This window comes from Planococcus salinus (genome assembly GCF_003719725.1).
Lineage (GTDB): Bacteria > Bacillota > Bacilli > Bacillales_A > Planococcaceae > Planococcus > Planococcus salinus.
In genome coordinates, this window is record NZ_RIAX01000010.1 from 118,814 (window position 1) to 135,890 (window position 17,077).

The following is a 17,077-nucleotide window of genomic DNA, read 5'->3' on the forward strand; positions in this document are numbered from 1 at the left end:
AGCGTGGCAGCCTTAGAAAACAGGCAGCTTATAGGTGGTTTAAATATTTCTTCGCCAATTCTCCGGCTTCTATCGGTTTACTGAAATAATAGCCCTGCATGATGCTGCATTGTTTGGCTCTGAGGAAAGCCAATTGCTCTTCCGTTTCAACACCTTCAGCAATGACATTCAACCCTAAATTCCGTGACAATGTAATAATTGTATCGGTGATCGCGGCGTTGTCCTTATCTTTGACAATATCCAACATAAAAGACCGATCTATTTTCAATGTATCAATCGGGAAGTTTTTCAAATACCCCAATGAGGAATATCCCGTGCCGAAATCGTCCAACGCTATTTTAACGCCCAGCCTTTTTAACTCTCTCATCTTTTCCAAGGTCACTTCTGTATTTTTGAAAATCTGGTTTTCAGTCAATTCAATATGCAAAAACTCCGGAGCGATATCCGTTTCCACTAAAATGCTTTTGACCATGGAAATCAGATCGTCTTCCTCAAACTGCCTGCCGGACAAATTCACCGAAACCGTCATGTTTGAATATCCCCGCATATGCCATTGCTTCAACTGTTTACACGCATTGGCAAGGACCCATTTCCCAATCGGTACGATCAACCCCGTCTCTTCTGCAATCGGAATAAAATGAATCGGTGAAATCATGCCTTCAGTGGGGTGGTTCCACCGAAGCAAAGCTTCTGCCCCGATCATTTCTTTTGTTCGGCTGTCAATCTGAGGCTGGTAATAAATAACGAGTTCTTCTTTCTCCAGTGCTTTGTACAGTGCATTCTCCAAAATGATGTTTTCCAGGTTCCTGTCATTCATTTCACTTCTGAAAAAATGATGGTAGGTGCCGGATTTTTCTTTGGATTTATACATGGCAGCATCGGCGTTTTTAATCAGCACTTCTGCCGTGTCCCCGTCTTCAGGAAACAAGCTGATCCCTATGCTGGTTTTCATGTAGACTTCATTTCCATTTAAATAAAACGGTTCCGCAAACGAAGCTGTCAGTTGATCAACCAAATTTAAGATATCGTACCTGCTTCGGAAGTTGGGCAGTATGATTGTAAACTCGTCCCCGCCCTGCCGGGAAACGATTGTTTCTTCCGTCACACTGAGGCGTATGCGCTCGGCTACAGCTTTCAGAAGAAGGTCTCCATAGCTATGACCAAGGCTGTCATTTATGATTTTAAAACGGTCCAGATCCAGGTAAAGGACGGCTAGTTTCTGATCGGCAGCTTTGGCGCGGGTTATTTCCTGCTTCAATATATCATCCAGCAGAATCCGGTTCGGCAAATCGGTCAAGCTGTCATAATAAGCCAGATACCGGACCTCTTCCTCCAACTGCTTCCGTTCCGTTATATCCCTGAACGTCACCACTTCCCCGATTTTCTTTCCATTTTCTTTGATCGCCGAGCAGACATACTCAACGGAAAAACGGGTTTGATCCTTTTTGCGGAACTTCAAATCTTCTTCCATAGGCAACGATTTTTGCTTTGCATGACTGTCTTTGTCAAAAATGAGGTTATACGACTGTCCAATGAGTTCCCCTTTTTCATAACCCAGCATCGATTCGCCGGCGGGGTTGCAAAAAGTGATTTTCCCTTCCAGGTCCAAACCAAAAATCCCTTCCCCCACGGAATTCAAGACCAGCTCTTTTTCACGGCTCAGGTTCTCCAGTTCTGCTACGACTTGTTCCAGCTCTTTGTTTTTAACACGGATTTCGGACGTTCGTTCTTCTATCAGAACTTCCTGCTTTTCCATGTACAGCAGATTCGAAAGCGTCGAGGCTGTGGCGTCTGCAATCGACTGCGCCAATTGAATATCCGCTTCCTGAAAACCCGGTCCTCCTTTTTCAAAATCCACAAGGATCAAAGCACCCAGCACCTTGCCCATGGTCACAAACGGCAGCATAAGCATCCCTTCAATGCCAAAAGACCGGCAAACGTCCTGGTTCGGCCTTTCGTCTTTGGACACATCCCTGATCAGCAATGGTTTCTTGGTTCGGATCACTTCATGGAAAACAGGATCCTCAGACGGATCAAAACGCAGTTCGTCATGCCTTTCCAGCCACTCTTCCTCGGTCCAATCGCTTTTCCCGCTTAAATTGGCAGGCTTTATCTTCGCCCCCGCCAGAGGGTCCAGCAAATGGACGCCAATATTGTCATTCTTCAAAACGGTTCCGACATAGTAAAAGCATTTGTCTATAACAGCCGGTATGGAAGAACTCATGGATAAGTCCCGCGTAAGATCCAGAAGCAATTGTTTTTCGGTGAGCAGGTTTTCTTTGCGGGTCAAATTTTGGGCGTTCCGGATCGCTACTCCAGCCATGTGGACATATGCTTCCACAGTCTGGATTTCACTCTCCGTCAAATTCATGGGGATTCCATAGTCGAACAGAAAGACAAGCCCGAACAATTCCCCTTCATAGGAAATGGGAAGAGCCAGCAACGACTTTATCCCAAAGCCTCCGACCGCTCTGGGATCGGGGCGATTGTCTTTCGCTGTGTCGGGTATATAAATTGTTTTTTGCGTTTCAATTACTTCCTTTGCCAGCAAGTCATAATCCGTGTCAACCACATGCATGTCCAGTGTCATGCCGTTAATGACTTCCGGTTTCCCGACGTACCCCCTGAATTTCCCGTCTTCCTGCGGCAAGTAAATCCCGACAGAATCACATTGCATGATTTCTTCCGAGATCGCCGTGATGACATGTTCCAGCAATGGACGCAATTCGGATTTGGAATTGATCAGTTTCGTTATATGTGCCAACCGCGAATATCTTGTATGTTGTTTTTCCATTAACAGAGCCTCCGTTTGCTGTTTGGTCATACGGCAGAATAAAACCAGTAACTTTCGGTCACTATTTTAACCACCAAATTAGGTCTATTTATTTTTATGAATTTTCTGTCTCTGTATCATTTTACGTCATTTCTTGTGAAATTAATAGTTACTTATATCTATTATTAACAAATTTTTGAATTATTTTGTGCCTTAAGTTTATTTCGTAATTCTAAATCAAAATAGTTGAATTCGTTTTTTTAAGGAATGATGGAGTCGCATGGACGGAAGAAAGTTTTTTATTGAATTATCAGAAAGTAGAAAGATTCTTTCTTCTAAAACTGACTTGTTAAAAAGTCCCTTTTTCGTCTTTCCACTTCCGTAATTTCAACCGATTATCCTAATTTAAAGACTTATTACTTTAAAATTCAGTAAAAATAAAAATATAAAATGGATTTTTAAGGTAAATCAACCCATTAACCATTATACAAGACAGTTATATAATACTTATTATTACAATTAAACCTGCTGGATAAAGTTCTACGGCGGAAATAATTTTTAAAAGAGAAAGACCTATTTTTAAATACAAAAAGAAAGGTTTAAAACGAATGTTTATTTTTAAAAGGAAGCCACCTTTACTTGAATATGAAATGAACAATTTGAAAAAGTTCATCGGCAGAACGATTGAAGTTATGCTTTTGACACGGGAAGAAACCATAAATGTATCAGAAAAACACGGTTTAATATTGATCTGTTCGCGGGATGACCATTATATTGAAGGCTCTATTTTTCAATTGTCGGATTTTCAATTGTCGAAAACCGGATTAAGCAGTTGGATGAATCCTCCTTTGTATACCGAAAAGCATTATTTCGATAAAAAAATTGACTCAATCGGCTATATAGATGACGAGAAAATCAAAACCATGTCCCGTTCACGGTTGCTTGTTTTCTACAGTATGTGCGAGCTGCTGGGAACATTTGAAATCGTAGTCAATTCTTCAAACAAGTACAAATGTATATGGAAATAGCCAGCAGCCTTGTCCACCGATTTCTTAAAGATCATTTCTTCGCAAGAATCCAGGTTCTTTTTCCGAAAAACAACTAATCCCCGGCTGCACCGAACAGGTTTAGGACCACTGTACAGATTCAAATAAGGAGTGTTTAATGTATTGGAAAAGGATAACGGGATAATTCAGGAATGGATAAATACGATTGATGAATTTCTGGTTGCCATTGATCGGAATGGAACGATTCTCAGAGTTAATCAGTCTTGGATTGATTTTTGTGTTTCCCATGAGATATCAGCTCTCTTATGGCAGACAGGAGCCAATTATCTTGATGGTTTAGAAAAAGCAGGGAATGCAAAAGAGCTTTCATCAATTAAACAAGTGCTGAGAAACGAGGTCAATGAACACGAACTGGTACATCCATTTCTTCTGGGAGAGAATGAAACTCAATGGCTGCAAGTGAAAGTGCGAGGAATTTCATCAGCATCGGAAGATTCAAACGGAGCGATTATTTACCATAAACCGATTACCCCCTATTCAAATTCACTTCAACCGATTACTGCAGAAATAGTTTTGGAAAGCATGACAGAAGGATTCTGCTTATTAGATGATTCCATGAAAGTGATTTACCTCAATGACATCGCTGAAGAGCTTCTTCAACGTAAGCGTGAAAGTATGATGGGACGCGGGTTTTTTGACGTGTTTCCAGAAGCGGTAAATACAAATTTCCAACGCCATTATGAACATGTATTGAAAAAACAGGAGATAGTGGAATTTGTCGATTATTACAAACCGCTTGATACATGGTTCCAAATCAAAGCCTGTCCACTGAAAAAAGGCCGGTTGGCTATATATTTCCAAGATGTGAGCGAACGGAAAAAAACAGAAGCACAATTAATGGAATCTACTTTCTACGACTATTTGACTGGACTGCCAAACCGCCGATTGATGATCCAAAAGATCAGCTCACTGATGGAACAAGGAAATAAATTTTCAATCTTCCACCTGCACATCGATAATTTAAACTTCATTAACGCTGTACATCAACACCATGCCGGCGACACCATTATGAAAAGAACAGCAGAAAAGCTAAAAGTGTTTACAAACGAAACATGCTACGCCGGCCGCCTGGATGGCAACGAGTTCATCATTCTCCGAAAATACCGCAAAGGTGAGAATTTAGCGGAATTTGCACATCAAATTGAACAAGTTTTCTGCAAACCCATCAACTTAGCCAATTCAGAAGAAGTCACTGTCAGCTTCAGTCTGGGCATTGCATGTCACCCGTTCGATGCGCAAACAACAGATGAATTGCTTTCTTATGCTGAAATCGCGATGAGCGAAGCTAAAAACGTTGGAGGCTCTTCCTGCGTTTTTTTCCGTCCAAAGATGAAAGCTCTGCGAAACCGCAATTCCGTTATTGAAGAAGGGTTGGGTGGGGATTTAAAGGCAAACGGTTTTCACTACACCATGCAGCCACAGATTGATGGAAATTCTGGGAATCTTACCGGCGTTGAAGTACTTTCGCGATGGACTCATCCGAAGCTTGGTGAGCTTTCACCACTCGAATTTATCCAACTGGCCGAGGAAACCGGAAATATTGTTCCGTTGACTTCCCACCTGCTTACAGAAGTATTTGCTCAAATCAAGGAATGGGAAAAACAGTTTGGATGGAACCTTCGCACAGCCATCAATATGACGCCTTCCCTTCTCGGCAACCCTGATTTCTTTGATAGCTTTTTCAAACTGATGGACCGATACAAAATTAAACCAAGCTTGATCGAAATTGAAATAACTGAGCAGGCTGAACTTACCTATTCACCAAAAACACTGGAAAACTTGCTTCTCTGTAAGTCCAAAGGAATTTCCATTGCCATCGATGATTTTGGAACCGGATTCTCGATGATTTCGTATTTGACCCATTTCCCCATCACAAAAATTAAAATCGATAAATCCTTCGTTCAAAAAATCGGTCAGGACCGGAAATCGGAAGCTGTCTTGAAATCACTCATCCACCTGGCCACAAGCATTGAATGTGAATTGGTGGCTGAAGGAGTCGAGCGAAGGGAAGAAGCTGAATTTCTTCAAGCAAACAATTGCAGTATTTTCCAAGGTTATCTGTATGACAAGCCTTTGAAAGTCAGCGAATTCGAAGCGAAGTACTTACAATCGCCGCTGTTTTTTGGCTGAAAAACCCAGGTAAGAGCGTCCGTCAACGCATCAAAACGCGTTACGAACGTTCTTTTGCTTTCAGAAGCAGTTTCGAACAATCCTTATTACTCCAACGGCCTTCATTTCAGCGGCTTGCGCAGCTTATTGATGCTCCAAGCAATATCGACGTACAAAAAACCGGACCCCAAAGGATCCGGCTCTGTTAGTTTCGTATTTATTCAACCGTCACAGATTTCGCCAGGTTGCGTGGCTTGTCGACGTCGCAGTCGCGGTGCAGTGCTGCGTAATAGCTGATCAGCTGAAGCGGAATGACCGCCACAAGCGGTGTCAGCATTTCATGGACTTTCGGCAGAACGTGGTTGTCGCCGTCCTCCTGCAGCCCTTCCATCGTAATGATGCACGGATTCGCGCCACGTGCCGCCACTTCCTTGACGTTTCCGCGGATGTTCAAGTTGACCACTTCCTGCGTCGCAATGGCGATGACCGGCGTGCCTTCTTCGATCAACGCGATGGTTCCGTGTTTTAGTTCGCCTCCTGCAAAGCCTTCCGCCTGGATGTACGAAATCTCTTTCAGTTTCAAAGCACCTTCCAGACCGACGAAATAGTCGAAGATGCGGCCGATAAAGAAACAGTTGCGCGCTGTCGACAGGAAGTCTCTGGCGATCTGCTCCATCTCTTCCTTGGCATCCACTTGCGCTTGCATCGCGTTCGCCACAATGCCGAGTTCCTGCACCAGATCAAAGCCGAGCTCTCTGCCACGGGCTTCCGCTGTCACAGCTGCCAAAATCGACAGCACCGCCAGCTGGGCCGTATATGCTTTTGTCGAAGCCACGGCGATTTCCGGTCCTGCATGCAACAATAACGTATGGTCCGCTTCACGGGACAACGTGGAACCCGCCACATTGGTGATGGTCAGGGAAGCATGGCCGAGTTTCTTGATCTTCACCAGCACCTGGCGGCTGTCCGCCGTTTCACCCGACTGGGAAATGAAAATGAACATCGGCTTTTCCGTCAGTAATGGTGTATTGTAGCCGAATTCACTGGCAATATGCACTTCAACCGGGATGCCGGCCATCTTTTCAATATACTCCTTGCCGATCAGCCCGGCATGATAACTCGTGCCCGCTGCAATGATGTGCAGGCGATCCGCTTCCTGCAAGGCATCCAGGATTTCAGGCTTGATGGTCAATTTTTCATTGTCATCCTGGTATGCCTGGATGATTTTGCGCATTACTGCCGGCTGCTCATCGATTTCTTTCAGCATGTAATGAGGGTACGTCCCTTTCTCGATATCGCTCATATCAAGCTCTGCTGTAAACGGCTCACGCGTCACTTCTTCGCCTTCCAGCGTTGAAATTTCCACGCCTTCTTTGCGGACGATGACCACTTCCTTGTCCATCAGTTCCACAAACTGGTCCGTGATCTGCAGCATGGCAATGGCATCGGATGCCACCACATTAAAGCCATCGCCCAAACCGACAAGCAAGGGGCTTTTGTTTTTCGCTACAAAAATGGTCTGTTCTTCCTCAGCATCCAATAACGCGATGGCGTATGAACCTTTCAGTAAGGTCAACGTTTTGCTGAATGCTTCTTTTGTCGTCATGCCTTCATCGACAAACTTGCCGATCAGCTGAACGATCACTTCCGTATCCGTGTCGGATTCCATTTCCACTCCAGCCAAATAATCGCGCTGGATGTGGTGATAGTTTTCGATCACGCCGTTATGGACGATTGTAAAGCGGTCAGAAGCATTTTGATGCGGGTGTGCGTTGACTTTGTTCGGCTTGCCGTGCGTCGCCCAGCGTGTATGCCCAATGCCTGTCGAACCTTTTACATCGTCCGATACAGCGTCGCGCAAATCCGCAATCCGTCCTTTTTCTTTGAATACTGTAATGCCTTCCCCGTTGCGGATGGCGATTCCCGCTGAATCGTATCCACGGTACTCCAGCCGCTCCAGTCCTTTCAATAAAATTTCTTTCGCGTCATTCTCTCCAATATACCCAACAATTCCACACATATGTCAATTCCTCCGTTTTTCTGAATATCAAAACAAGCGTCTGCTTTTCTGCACAAACGCTTCAGGTGAGCCCATCCATTCCGTTGTACAGCCGATTGCTCCACTGCTTTAAGAATGAATATAACGACCGGGCTTCGCGGCCGGGAGGTATCCGCCGAAATCTCGATACTCCTCCTCCTCGTCTACTGGAAACTGATTGGTCCATCCGATTTTTCCAGTACAGGCGCTGTCATTGTCTTCCTTATACGCACTTTACTTCTTTCCCCCTTTTATGCGGCCTTAAACAGGCAACTTTATCATACCTTTTTGATATCGAAAGCGCAAGCGCCCGAGCGGCTTCGGATGCTCAGGCGAGAAAATCATCATTATGCGCGGTTACATTCTTTTATGCTCGCATAAAAAATTATATGCGCGTTCATTTGAATATATGCACGTTCAGCGATACTTTATTTGCGTTCGTGAAATTATATGCGCGTTCACAAAATCCCTTTTCAAAAAGAGACGGCCACAACCAAAAAAAACCCAAAAGCTTTTCAGCTTTTGGGCTCACCACTCATTTATTCCATTCCCATTTCCGCTCTCACAACTTCAGCAATGCGCTCTACATACGTGTCGCAGTCTTCTGCAGAAGCGGCTTCGACCATAATGCGGACAAGCGGCTCGGTGCCGGAAGGGCGTACGAGCACGCGGCCGTTGTCGCCCATCTCGGTTTCCACTTCTTCGATCACTGCTGCCACTTTGGCATTGTCCGTTACGGCGTGTTTATCCGTGACACGGATATTCACCAGTTTTTGAGGGAAGATGGTCATTTCCCCTGCCAGTTCCGATAATTTTTTACCGGTGATTTTCATAATGTTGACCAGCTGAAGGCCTGTCAGCAAGCCGTCACCCGTTGAATTGTAATCCAGGAAAATGATATGGCCCGACTGCTCGCCACCCAAATTGTAGTCGTTTTTCCGCATCTCTTCCACGACGTAACGATCGCCGACTGCCGTTTTCCGGCTCTTCATGCCGTGTTCTTCAAGCGCTTTGTAAAAGCCCATATTGCTCATGACTGTGGACACGACTGTACTTTGGTTCAGTCGGCCTTCTGAATTCAAATGCTTGGCGCATATGTACATGATTTGGTCGCCATCCACAATTCGCCCTTTTTCATCGACTGCAATCAGCCGATCGCCATCGCCGTCAAAAGCCAGTCCGATATCAGCGCCTTTTGCCATTACCAGTTCCGCCAGCTTTTCAGGATGTGTCGAGCCGACTTTGTCGTTGATGTTCAAGCCGTTTGGAGAAGCCCCCATCGAAGTGATGTCTGCATCCAAATCAGCAAATACATGGGTGGCCAGCGTGGACGTTGCGCCGTGTGCACAATCGAGTGCCACATGGATGCCATCGAAATCTTCATCCACCGTCTGCTTTAAATACTGAATGTACTTCTGGCCGCCTTCGAAATAATCGTTGATGTTACCGAGATCGCCACCTGTCGGACGCGGCAATGTATCTTCTCCACTGTCCAGCAATTCTTCGATTTCCGCTTCCTGATCATCGGATAACTTAAAGCCGTCTGAACCGAAAAATTTGATGCCATTGTCTTCTACCGGGTTATGGGAAGCCGAAATCATGACGCCTGCTTCGGCACTCATGACACGCGTCAAATAAGCAACCCCTGGTGTACTGATAACGCCGAGGCGCATCACTTCCGCTCCGACTGACAGCAATCCGGCAGCCAGTGCACCTTCCAGCATCTCGCCTGAGATCCGTGTGTCTCTGCCAATCAGCACTTTCGGTTTCTCTTTTGAACTCTTTGTCAGGATATAACCACCAAAACGCCCCAGTTTAAATGCCAGTTCAGGTGTCAATTCGCTGTTGGCAACGCCACGCACACCATCTGTTCCAAAATATTTTCCCATTCTCATCTCTCCTCCAAGCTGCCTGTTGATTGCTTGTAATTTGTATATTCGTCTTTTATAATCTGTATTTCTTCGGCCCAGGACAGAAGCCATGAAGCCTTGTGAAGGTTTTCTCGCATTTAAGGAAACATCAATCGTCTGGAGCAGCATCTGATACCGGCGCAGGAATCAGCGGTGCCTCCTCCGAAAGCCGGGCGGTTTCATCCACCGTGATGCCGGCTTCTACAGTCACTTCGCCCGGAGCCACCGACCTTGTCCCGGCAGGCGCCTCCAATTCGATTTCCATGACGGTGTCAGTAGGCGAAATCGCTCCGGTATCCACTTCCACTGTTAATTCTTCCAATTGATCCACTGCATTGCGCGGCCCATACACCCGGACCGTATCATTCGAAACTTTTAAACTGTCAATCGTGACCCCTGCCTGTGGTGTACCGGTCTGTTCCAGACTGACCGGCACCTCCTGGCTGTATTCCTCAATTTCCACTTCCACTTCCACTGCTTCAGGGACGATGACCACATTGTCCAACTTGCTCAAATCATTGGCCAGGACGCGGACTCTCGCTTCTGTCGTAAACGATTCACTGACTTCTTCTTCCCTGCTGACAGACGCTTTGACAAAACTGATGGCGTCAATCACACTTTGAGCGCCTGTAATACTGACCGTTTCCGGATTGGCAGTCATACTGTCGATGACAAACCCTTCAGCCACTAAACGTTCGTTCATCTCCGGATCGATCCGGAATTCCTGTGTGATCCGCTCCTCGATCGTCACATTCAGGAAAGCCGGATTCACTCTGGCTGTCAGCTGTTCAGACAAATTCTCGGTTTGGACCTGCACACGATGTTCACCGAGCGGCAGGTCACGTAAATCCACAAAGAGGCTGAAGTCCTGTAGTTGGCGGGTGGTCTGGACCCGGCTTGGCGGTCCGGAAATATGAAGGTCAACTGTTTCAGGTACACCGCTGACCACCAAGTTGGTATTATCGTAAAACACTTCAAGTCCCACATCTTCAATCACTTCATCTATTGTGCCCGTATCGGCTGAATTGTTGTTGTCATTATTCTCCCCTTGGACAGAAAAGAACAAAAGAAAGGCTAAGAGCAGTGCCGTGATCCGAAGAAACCAAGGGCTGTCCATCATTTTATCCATTCTTTTTCCCCCTCCAATTCCACCGGGAAGAAGTGGTTTGTTGTTCTTCGTCGCCAAACCAGATGCGCCGCAGCTTCACTTCAAAATCCTCCAAAGACAAATTGCGGTGAAGATCTCCGTTCGCGGTCAAACTGATGGCGCCCGTCTCTTCTGACACCACAATTGTAATGGCATCGGTCACTTCACTGATCCCAAGAGCAGCGCGGTGCCGTGTCCCCAATTCTTTTGAAATGAACGGACTCTCGGACAGCGGCAAATAACAGGCTGCCGCCGCAATCCGATTTTTTTGCACAATGACGGCTCCGTCGTGCAACGGCGTATTCGGGATGAACAAATTGATCATCAACTCTGACGTAATGTCAGAATTCATTGGAATACCTGTCTCAATGTACTCACTTAATCCCGTTTCCCGCTCAATCGATACCAATGCACCAATGCGCCGCTTCGCCATGTAGCTGACCGACTTGGTCATCGCTTCGATCAACCGGTCCCGCTCAGATTCTTCGTTCAAGGTATTGCTGGAAAACAGTCTGCCGCGCCCCAACTGTTCCAATGCCCGCCGCAGTTCGGGCTGGAAGATGATAATAATGGCCAGGAACCCCCAATTGAGGACTTGTTGCATGATCCAGCTCAGTGTTTCCAAATTGAGCGCTTCCGTAACCAGCCGTGCTATGATAATGAAGAAAATCCCTTTTAACAGCTGAACGGCTTTCGTTCCTTTTATGACGGTAATCAATTTATATATCACGAACCATACTAATAAAATATCTATAATATTTCCCAGAAGTTCGAGTGGTGTAAGGTCTGTTAAGTTCTCCAGAAACGGCATCTGCAACCCTCGCTTTTCTACATCTACATATCAATTAGTATATCATAAGTGAATTACCCTTGCCTTTATAGAAAAAACCTGTCCCAAGGAAAAGGACAGGTTTTTTTCAGTCAGTCTCAGTGTTATCTGAGCCGAAAATGGAGGCTGCGTCTTTCACGCCGTTTTTGATGGTATACCAAAGCCACTCGAATGCTTGGTCGATTTCTTCAACTTCTCCGCTGATGACACCACTTGATGCCATGTATTTCCCGTTGACGATGGTGACATCTCCCTGGAGTTCACCTTCCACCCGCAAATCCCCGTTTCGCACGGTGATATCGCCGGTGACAACTTCCCCTTCCGGCACGACCACCGTTTCACCTTCCACAACCAAATTTGGCTGTTTCGTAAAGGCAAACTGCTGTTCATCGTTGAAACTGGAAAACAGCATGGCGCTCATCAGGATACAGAACAACGCGGCTGCCGTTAAAAGAGGATGCTGCCTGAACCATCGCTGGAAACCAGCCCGCTGGCGTTCTTTCGGCAGCCTTGCCATCGTCGCCTGGACAAAATCTCCAGGCGGCTGTATATGGGATGCACTTTGTACAAATGCGATTGTTTTGCTCAATTCCTGGTAATGTTTCCGACAAGCGCTGCAGCTTTCCAAATGCTCTTTCAGCGCAGTCTCGTCAGCCGGTGCAATATCACCGTCTAAATAATCGTTCATCCATTGGACGATGTTTTCCGGACACGTATTCATCGTGCTCGCCTCCTACAAATTGCTCAATTGCTTTCGAAGAGCTTCCCGCCCTCTGTGTATACGCGTTTTCACGGTATTCAGCGGCAAATCCAAAATTTCGCTGATTTCCGCCAGCGGCAATTCTTCAATGTACTTTAATACAATAGCGGCACGGTACTTATCTGGCAAGCGACTTATCTCGTACTGCACCCGTTCCTGCACTTCCATCCGCGTCAATTCGTCCTCTGGAAGCTCATCATCGTTTGCGATGGACGAATACATGTTCAAGCCTTCGGCGCCGCGTACTTCCGCGTCCAGGTGATAATCCGGTTTCTTCTTGCGGATTCGATCTATGCATAAATTTGTGGCTATGCGATACAGCCACGTGGAAAATTTCCGCTTTTGATCGAATGTGTGAATATTAACGTAAGCCCGCATGAAAGCTTCCTGTGCTATATCTTCTGCTTCATGCCTGTTGCCAAGCATGCGGTAACAGATTTGATACAGCTGGTTCTGATACAGTTCCACAATTTCGGCGAATGCGTTCTGATCGCCTTTTATTACTCTGTTTATCCGTTTATTGACTAACGCATCCATAATCTCATTTCCTTCCGCCCATGCGGCTGTTCTTTATATACGAGTGATCCCTGAAAAGGTTTCATTTATTTTTCCCTTTCTATCGTATCAAATTACAGGCAGACGAAACCAACTTTTTTCCAATTAATTTTCGGCAAACAAAAAACAGGCTTTCGCCTGTTTTTAAACCAGTTTTTCACCAAGCAGCGAACCGATTAACGCGACTGCCACATCAGCCGTCCGGTTCTTTTCATCCAGAATCGGGTTGACTTCCACGAATTCAGCGGATGTAATGATTCCTGCGTCAAACAGCATTTCCATTGCCAAATGGCTTTCCCGGTAGCTGATGCCGCCTGGCACCGGCGTGCCGACACCCGGCGTGTAAATCGGATCGATGCCGTCCAGGTCCAACGACAAATGAACTGCATCGGTGTTGCGCTCTTCTTTCAAATAACGGATGGCATCTTCAACGACGGCATTCATGCCCAGCTTATCAATTTCGTGCATGCTGTAAACTTTGATGCCACGTTCTTTGATTAATTCCCGCTCCCCTGGATCGACAGAACGGGCACCGATTACGACAATGTTTTCCGGCTTCACTTTCGGTGCATAGCCGCGGATTTGTGTCAGTTTCTCGTGGCCGTGCCCAAAACTCGCAGCAAGCGGCATGCCGTGGATATTGCCCGAAGGCGATGTTTCACTTGTATTCATATCGGTATGCGCATCGTACCAGATCACACCCAAATTCTCATGGTTCGCTGAAATTCCTGCAAGCGTTCCGATGGCAATGCTGTGGTCGCCGCCGAGAACCAGCGGGAAGTTTCCTGCCGCTGCCACATTATGGACTTTTTCGCCCAGTTCTTCCATCGCTTCTGTGATAACCGATAAATTGCGAAGGTTCGTATCCATATCCAGACTGCCATCCGCATGCCCGACTTGAATATCACCTTCGTCGTTTACCGTATGGCCAAGGTTCTCAATCCGGTCAACCACTCCTGCATATCGGATGGCACTCGGCCCCATGTCGACGCCTCTCCGGTTTTGTCCGTGGTCCATCGGTACACCGATAATCGATATATTTCGTTTATTCATTATTTTATACCCCCTTATTCAGATAGACTTATTGTAACTGTTGGAGGTACTTTGGCTCAACCGGACACGATTACGTATATTTATTCGCAATTCACTCTATTCACCTTAACTGAAATACACCGATTGAATCCTCTCCAAAAACTCCTGCTCCAATTCCCCCATATCTTTAAAAATAAAATACGTGGCCACAGAAGGCAATGGAAACAAGTCAAAATGCACTTCCATCAACCGCCCTTCCACCAACTCCCGACGCACCATCGATTTTGGCAAAAACGACAGCCCGAGCCCCTCCTGGATAAAGCGCTTGGCAATATGGGCCTGTGTGACTTTCATGGTCCGCAGCCTTGTCACACGCCGCCGCAGCTTCAACACTAATTCTTCCCAGTATACAGGGTGATGGTGTGTAAACAGCAAATAGGATTGCAGCGCTTCTTCTGCAGAAACTGGAGGTGCTGACTCATCATCGTAAGCATCTCGCGGCAGCACGAATAAAACGGGGTCTTCATAAACGATTTTGTGCTGCATATTTCTCTTCGTGGCAGGAAGGGCGGATATGCCAGCAGAAACTTCCCGTGCTTCGACCAATTCTTCGATTTTCTCTGATTCCTCCACTTGAATAACCAGCTCCACGTCCGGATGATGTAAAGTGAACGACTTCAGCACATACGGCAGAACCGTTTCAGCCATCAATGGGGAAATGGCCAATACCCACTTTTTCCGGTACCCCTGAGCGAATGCCTGCAGGTTTTCAACGCTTTCCTGCAGTTGATGCAAAATGCTTGCAGCTTCTTTTTGAAACAGTTTTCCCTCTTCCGTCAGCGACACCCGGTTTTTGTCTCTCTTAAACAGTTCTACTCCAAGGCTGTCCTCCAATAAGCGGATATGCACCGTCACCCCCGGCTGCGACATCAGGAGGCGCTCAGATGTCTTACGGAAATTCAGTGTCTGCGCCGCATCTACGAAGGTTTTCAACCAGGCTATCTCCATAATGGCTGCTCCTTATGTTTCATATTTTTAATTAATTTGATTATAAATCATTAATTTTTATTATCAAAAGATAGGGGTAAAATAAAACAAAAAGGAGGAGTCACCATGTTTCAGAAAGGCTTGAAAGGAATCGTTGCCGTACAGACACGGATTGCCTCAGTCGATGGCGACAAAGGAGAATTACGCTACAGAGGGGAGACGGTCGACAAAGCCATCGCCAACCACTCATTTGAAGAGACCGCTTTCTTCCTCTGGCATGGCCGTTTACCATCGGGAACCGAACAGAACAACTGGAATCAAACATTGCTGCTGCACCGCCGGATTCCCGAGCACATCCTGGAAATCGCACGGCTTCTGCCACCGGAAACACCCATTATGGACGGACTCCGGACCTTGGTGTCCGCCTACACCCATCAAACGTTCGTCGACGCCGATGCGGAAGAACAGGGGGTGGCATTAATTGCAGCGCTTCCGGTCCTGACTGCTGTGCTGCACCGCTTAAAACAAGGAAAGCCAATTATCGAACCGAGAAAAGACCTGGGTCATACCGCCAATTACTTGTGGATGCTAACCGGAGTCGAACCGACCGCTGCCCAGACAGAAGCATTGGAAACCTATTTGAATTTAACAATGGAGCACGGCATGAATGCTTCCACCTTTGCTGCACGTGTCACGGTTTCCACCGAATCGGATATGGTTTCTGCCATCACCTCAGCTCTTGGCACGATGAAAGGGCCGCTTCACGGAGGAGCACCGTCCGGCGTCATCGATTTGCTGGAGGAAATCCGTGTTCCCGAGCAGATTGAACCTGTCATCACCGAAAAACTGGAGAACGGCGAAAAGATCATGGGATTTGGCCACCGCATTTACCGTACAGAAGATCCTCGCTCGATTTTACTGCGGGAGAAATGTCTGAAGTTGCACGGAGAAGATCCGTGGCTTGATTTGGCTGTGGCAGCTGAAAAAGAAATCGTTCGCCTACTGAACAACCGAAAACCGGGACGGGCTCTGTATACCAATGTGGAATTTTATGCTGCCGCCATCATGCGTTCCATCGACATGCCCCCCGCATTGTTCACTCCCACATTCAGCGTGGCACGCATCGTCGGGTGGACTGCCCATATACTTGAACAGCAGCAGGACAACGTTATTTTCCGTCCACAATCGGAATACATCGGGAACTAAAAAAAGCCCGCATCCATTTTGAATGGATACGGGCTTTTTACACATGGATAGTACAATACACATGGAACAATGGAGCCTAGGGGGCTCGAACCCCTGACCTCGACGCTGCCAGCGTCGCGCTCTCCCAGCTGAGCTAAGGCCCCGCGCTGAACTGGCGCAGAAAATAAATGAAAAATGAGCCATGAAGGATTCGAACCTTCGACCCTCTGATTAAAAGTCAGATGCTCTACCAACTGAGCTAATGGCTCAAAACAATAAAAAATGGCTGGGGTACCTGGATTCGAACCAGGGCATGACGGGATCAAAACCCGTTGCCTTACCGCTTGGCTATACCCCAATGCCAAATATAAAACTGGTGGTGGGGGGCAGATTCGAACTGCCGAACCCGAAGGAGCGGATTTACAGTCCGCCGCGTTTAGCCACTTCGCTACCCCACCGACTAATACACACATGGTGGAGGATGACGGGATCGAACCGCCGACCCTCTGCTTGTAAGGCAGATGCTCTCCCAGCTGAGCTAATCCTCCATGAAAATTAAATTGCGAACCATACATACAAGCGTGTGAGGGTTTGCTCCTTCCTCGCTTCGCTGCGTCGTCGCAAATTGCTGTCTTCGTTCAACAATTTGGTGACCCCTACGGGATTCGAACCCGTGTTACCGCCG

At 46.7% G+C, this 17,077-nt stretch carries 12 protein-coding genes and 5 tRNA genes; 3 read left to right on the top strand and 14 right to left on the bottom strand.

What is annotated here, in order from left to right:
* Nucleotides 1-28 precede the first annotated feature (28 nt).
* Nucleotides 29-2,794 carry an EAL domain-containing protein gene (locus tag EEX84_RS13245; RefSeq protein WP_123166126.1) on the bottom strand — a complete coding sequence of 922 codons (2,766 nt, stop codon included), beginning with the start codon at nucleotides 2,792-2,794 and terminating at the stop codon, nucleotides 29-31.
* A 587-nt stretch (nucleotides 2,795-3,381) separates the two neighbouring features.
* On the opposite strand from EEX84_RS13245, the gene EEX84_RS13250 reads away from it, so the two are divergent.
* Together EEX84_RS13250 and EEX84_RS13255 are read left to right on the top strand one after the other, a co-directional pair.
* Nucleotides 3,382-3,801 carry a hypothetical protein gene (locus tag EEX84_RS13250; protein WP_123166127.1) on the top strand — a complete coding sequence of 140 codons (420 nt, stop codon included), beginning with the start codon at nucleotides 3,382-3,384 and terminating at the stop codon, nucleotides 3,799-3,801.
* Nucleotides 3,802-3,942: 141 nt separating this feature from the next.
* A complete protein-coding gene (locus tag EEX84_RS13255; RefSeq protein ID WP_240033990.1) occupies nucleotides 3,943-5,970 on the top strand; it encodes an EAL domain-containing protein in 2,028 nt (675 codons plus the stop codon).
* 196 nt (nucleotides 5,971-6,166) lie between these two features.
* Here the strand turns inward: EEX84_RS13255 and glmS are convergent, their stop codons facing one another.
* The 8 genes from glmS to EEX84_RS13295 all read right to left on the bottom strand — a co-directional run bounded on the left by glmS (nucleotide 6,167) and on the right by EEX84_RS13295 (nucleotide 15,228).
* Nucleotides 6,167-7,969, bottom strand: coding sequence for a glutamine--fructose-6-phosphate transaminase (isomerizing) (gene glmS / locus EEX84_RS13260; RefSeq protein WP_123166128.1), 1,803 nt, complete (start codon nucleotides 7,967-7,969; stop codon nucleotides 6,167-6,169).
* 557 nt (nucleotides 7,970-8,526) lie between these two features.
* Nucleotides 8,527-9,876 (bottom strand): phosphoglucosamine mutase, encoded by a 1,350-nt coding sequence (gene glmM, locus EEX84_RS13265; protein WP_123166151.1) that lies wholly within the window; start codon nucleotides 9,874-9,876, stop codon nucleotides 8,527-8,529.
* 130 nt (nucleotides 9,877-10,006) lie between these two features.
* Nucleotides 10,007-11,026, bottom strand: a complete 1,020-nt coding sequence (locus tag EEX84_RS13270) for a CdaR family protein (RefSeq protein WP_123166129.1) — start codon at nucleotides 11,024-11,026, stop codon at nucleotides 10,007-10,009.
* Complete coding sequence (cdaA, locus tag EEX84_RS13275; protein ID WP_123166130.1) at nucleotides 11,019-11,855, bottom strand: diadenylate cyclase CdaA; 837 nt, start codon at nucleotides 11,853-11,855, stop codon at nucleotides 11,019-11,021. The genes EEX84_RS13270 and cdaA overlap by 8 nt, the downstream gene beginning before the upstream one ends.
* A 106-nt stretch (nucleotides 11,856-11,961) precedes the next feature.
* Nucleotides 11,962-12,594: an anti-sigma factor family protein gene (locus EEX84_RS13280; RefSeq protein WP_123166131.1), complete on the bottom strand. Its 633-nt coding sequence runs from the start codon at nucleotides 12,592-12,594 to the stop codon at nucleotides 11,962-11,964.
* Between the two features lie 12 nt (nucleotides 12,595-12,606).
* Nucleotides 12,607-13,170: an RNA polymerase sigma factor SigW gene (gene sigW / locus EEX84_RS13285; RefSeq protein WP_123166132.1), complete on the bottom strand. Its 564-nt coding sequence runs from the start codon at nucleotides 13,168-13,170 to the stop codon at nucleotides 12,607-12,609.
* Between the two features lie 162 nt (nucleotides 13,171-13,332).
* Nucleotides 13,333-14,241, bottom strand: coding sequence for an arginase (gene rocF, locus EEX84_RS13290; protein WP_123166133.1), 909 nt, complete (start codon nucleotides 14,239-14,241; stop codon nucleotides 13,333-13,335).
* A gap of 105 nt (nucleotides 14,242-14,346) precedes the next feature.
* The gene (locus EEX84_RS13295) at nucleotides 14,347-15,228 is read right to left on the bottom strand and encodes a LysR family transcriptional regulator (RefSeq protein ID WP_123166134.1); all 882 of its coding nucleotides are present in this window, start codon (nucleotides 15,226-15,228) and stop codon (nucleotides 14,347-14,349) included.
* A gap of 105 nt (nucleotides 15,229-15,333) precedes the next feature.
* Here EEX84_RS13295 and EEX84_RS13300 point away from each other — a divergent pair, with 105 nt between their 5' ends.
* Nucleotides 15,334-16,413 (top strand): citrate synthase/methylcitrate synthase, encoded by a 1,080-nt coding sequence (locus EEX84_RS13300; RefSeq protein WP_123166135.1) that lies wholly within the window; start codon nucleotides 15,334-15,336, stop codon nucleotides 16,411-16,413.
* Between the two features lie 70 nt (nucleotides 16,414-16,483).
* Here EEX84_RS13300 and EEX84_RS13305 read toward each other — a convergent pair.
* The 5 genes from EEX84_RS13305 to EEX84_RS13325 all read right to left on the bottom strand — a co-directional run bounded on the left by EEX84_RS13305 (nucleotide 16,484) and on the right by EEX84_RS13325 (nucleotide 16,940).
* Nucleotides 16,484-16,556: transfer RNA gene (locus EEX84_RS13305), tRNA-Ala, on the bottom strand.
* A gap of 32 nt (nucleotides 16,557-16,588) precedes the next feature.
* A tRNA-Lys gene (locus EEX84_RS13310) sits at nucleotides 16,589-16,661 on the bottom strand.
* A gap of 14 nt (nucleotides 16,662-16,675) precedes the next feature.
* Nucleotides 16,676-16,750: transfer RNA gene (locus EEX84_RS13315), tRNA-Gln, on the bottom strand.
* Between the two features lie 16 nt (nucleotides 16,751-16,766).
* Nucleotides 16,767-16,850: transfer RNA gene (locus EEX84_RS13320), tRNA-Tyr, on the bottom strand.
* Between the two features lie 14 nt (nucleotides 16,851-16,864).
* A tRNA-Val gene (locus EEX84_RS13325) sits at nucleotides 16,865-16,940 on the bottom strand.
* Nucleotides 16,941-17,077 lie beyond the last annotated feature (137 nt).

Coding starts and splice junctions, on each gene's coding strand:
- EEX84_RS13245 (WP_123166126.1), bottom strand. CDS start 2,794: ATGGAAAAACAACATACAAGATATTCGCGGTTGGCACATATAACGAAA.
- EEX84_RS13250 (WP_123166127.1), top strand. CDS start 3,382: ATGTTTATTTTTAAAAGGAAGCCACCTTTACTTGAATATGAAATGAAC.
- glmS (WP_123166128.1), bottom strand. CDS start 7,969: ATGTGTGGAATTGTTGGGTATATTGGAGAGAATGACGCGAAAGAAATT.
- glmM (WP_123166151.1), bottom strand. CDS start 9,876: ATGGGAAAATATTTTGGAACAGATGGTGTGCGTGGCGTTGCCAACAGC.
- EEX84_RS13270 (WP_123166129.1), bottom strand. CDS start 11,026: ATGGATAAAATGATGGACAGCCCTTGGTTTCTTCGGATCACGGCACTG.
- cdaA (WP_123166130.1), bottom strand. CDS start 11,855: ATGCCGTTTCTGGAGAACTTAACAGACCTTACACCACTCGAACTTCTG.
- EEX84_RS13280 (WP_123166131.1), bottom strand. CDS start 12,594: ATGAATACGTGTCCGGAAAACATCGTCCAATGGATGAACGATTATTTA.
- sigW (WP_123166132.1), bottom strand. CDS start 13,170: ATGGATGCGTTAGTCAATAAACGGATAAACAGAGTAATAAAAGGCGAT.
- rocF (WP_123166133.1), bottom strand. CDS start 14,241: ATGAATAAACGAAATATATCGATTATCGGTGTACCGATGGACCACGGA.
- EEX84_RS13295 (WP_123166134.1), bottom strand. CDS start 15,228: ATGGAGATAGCCTGGTTGAAAACCTTCGTAGATGCGGCGCAGACACTG.
- EEX84_RS13300 (WP_123166135.1), top strand. CDS start 15,334: ATGTTTCAGAAAGGCTTGAAAGGAATCGTTGCCGTACAGACACGGATT.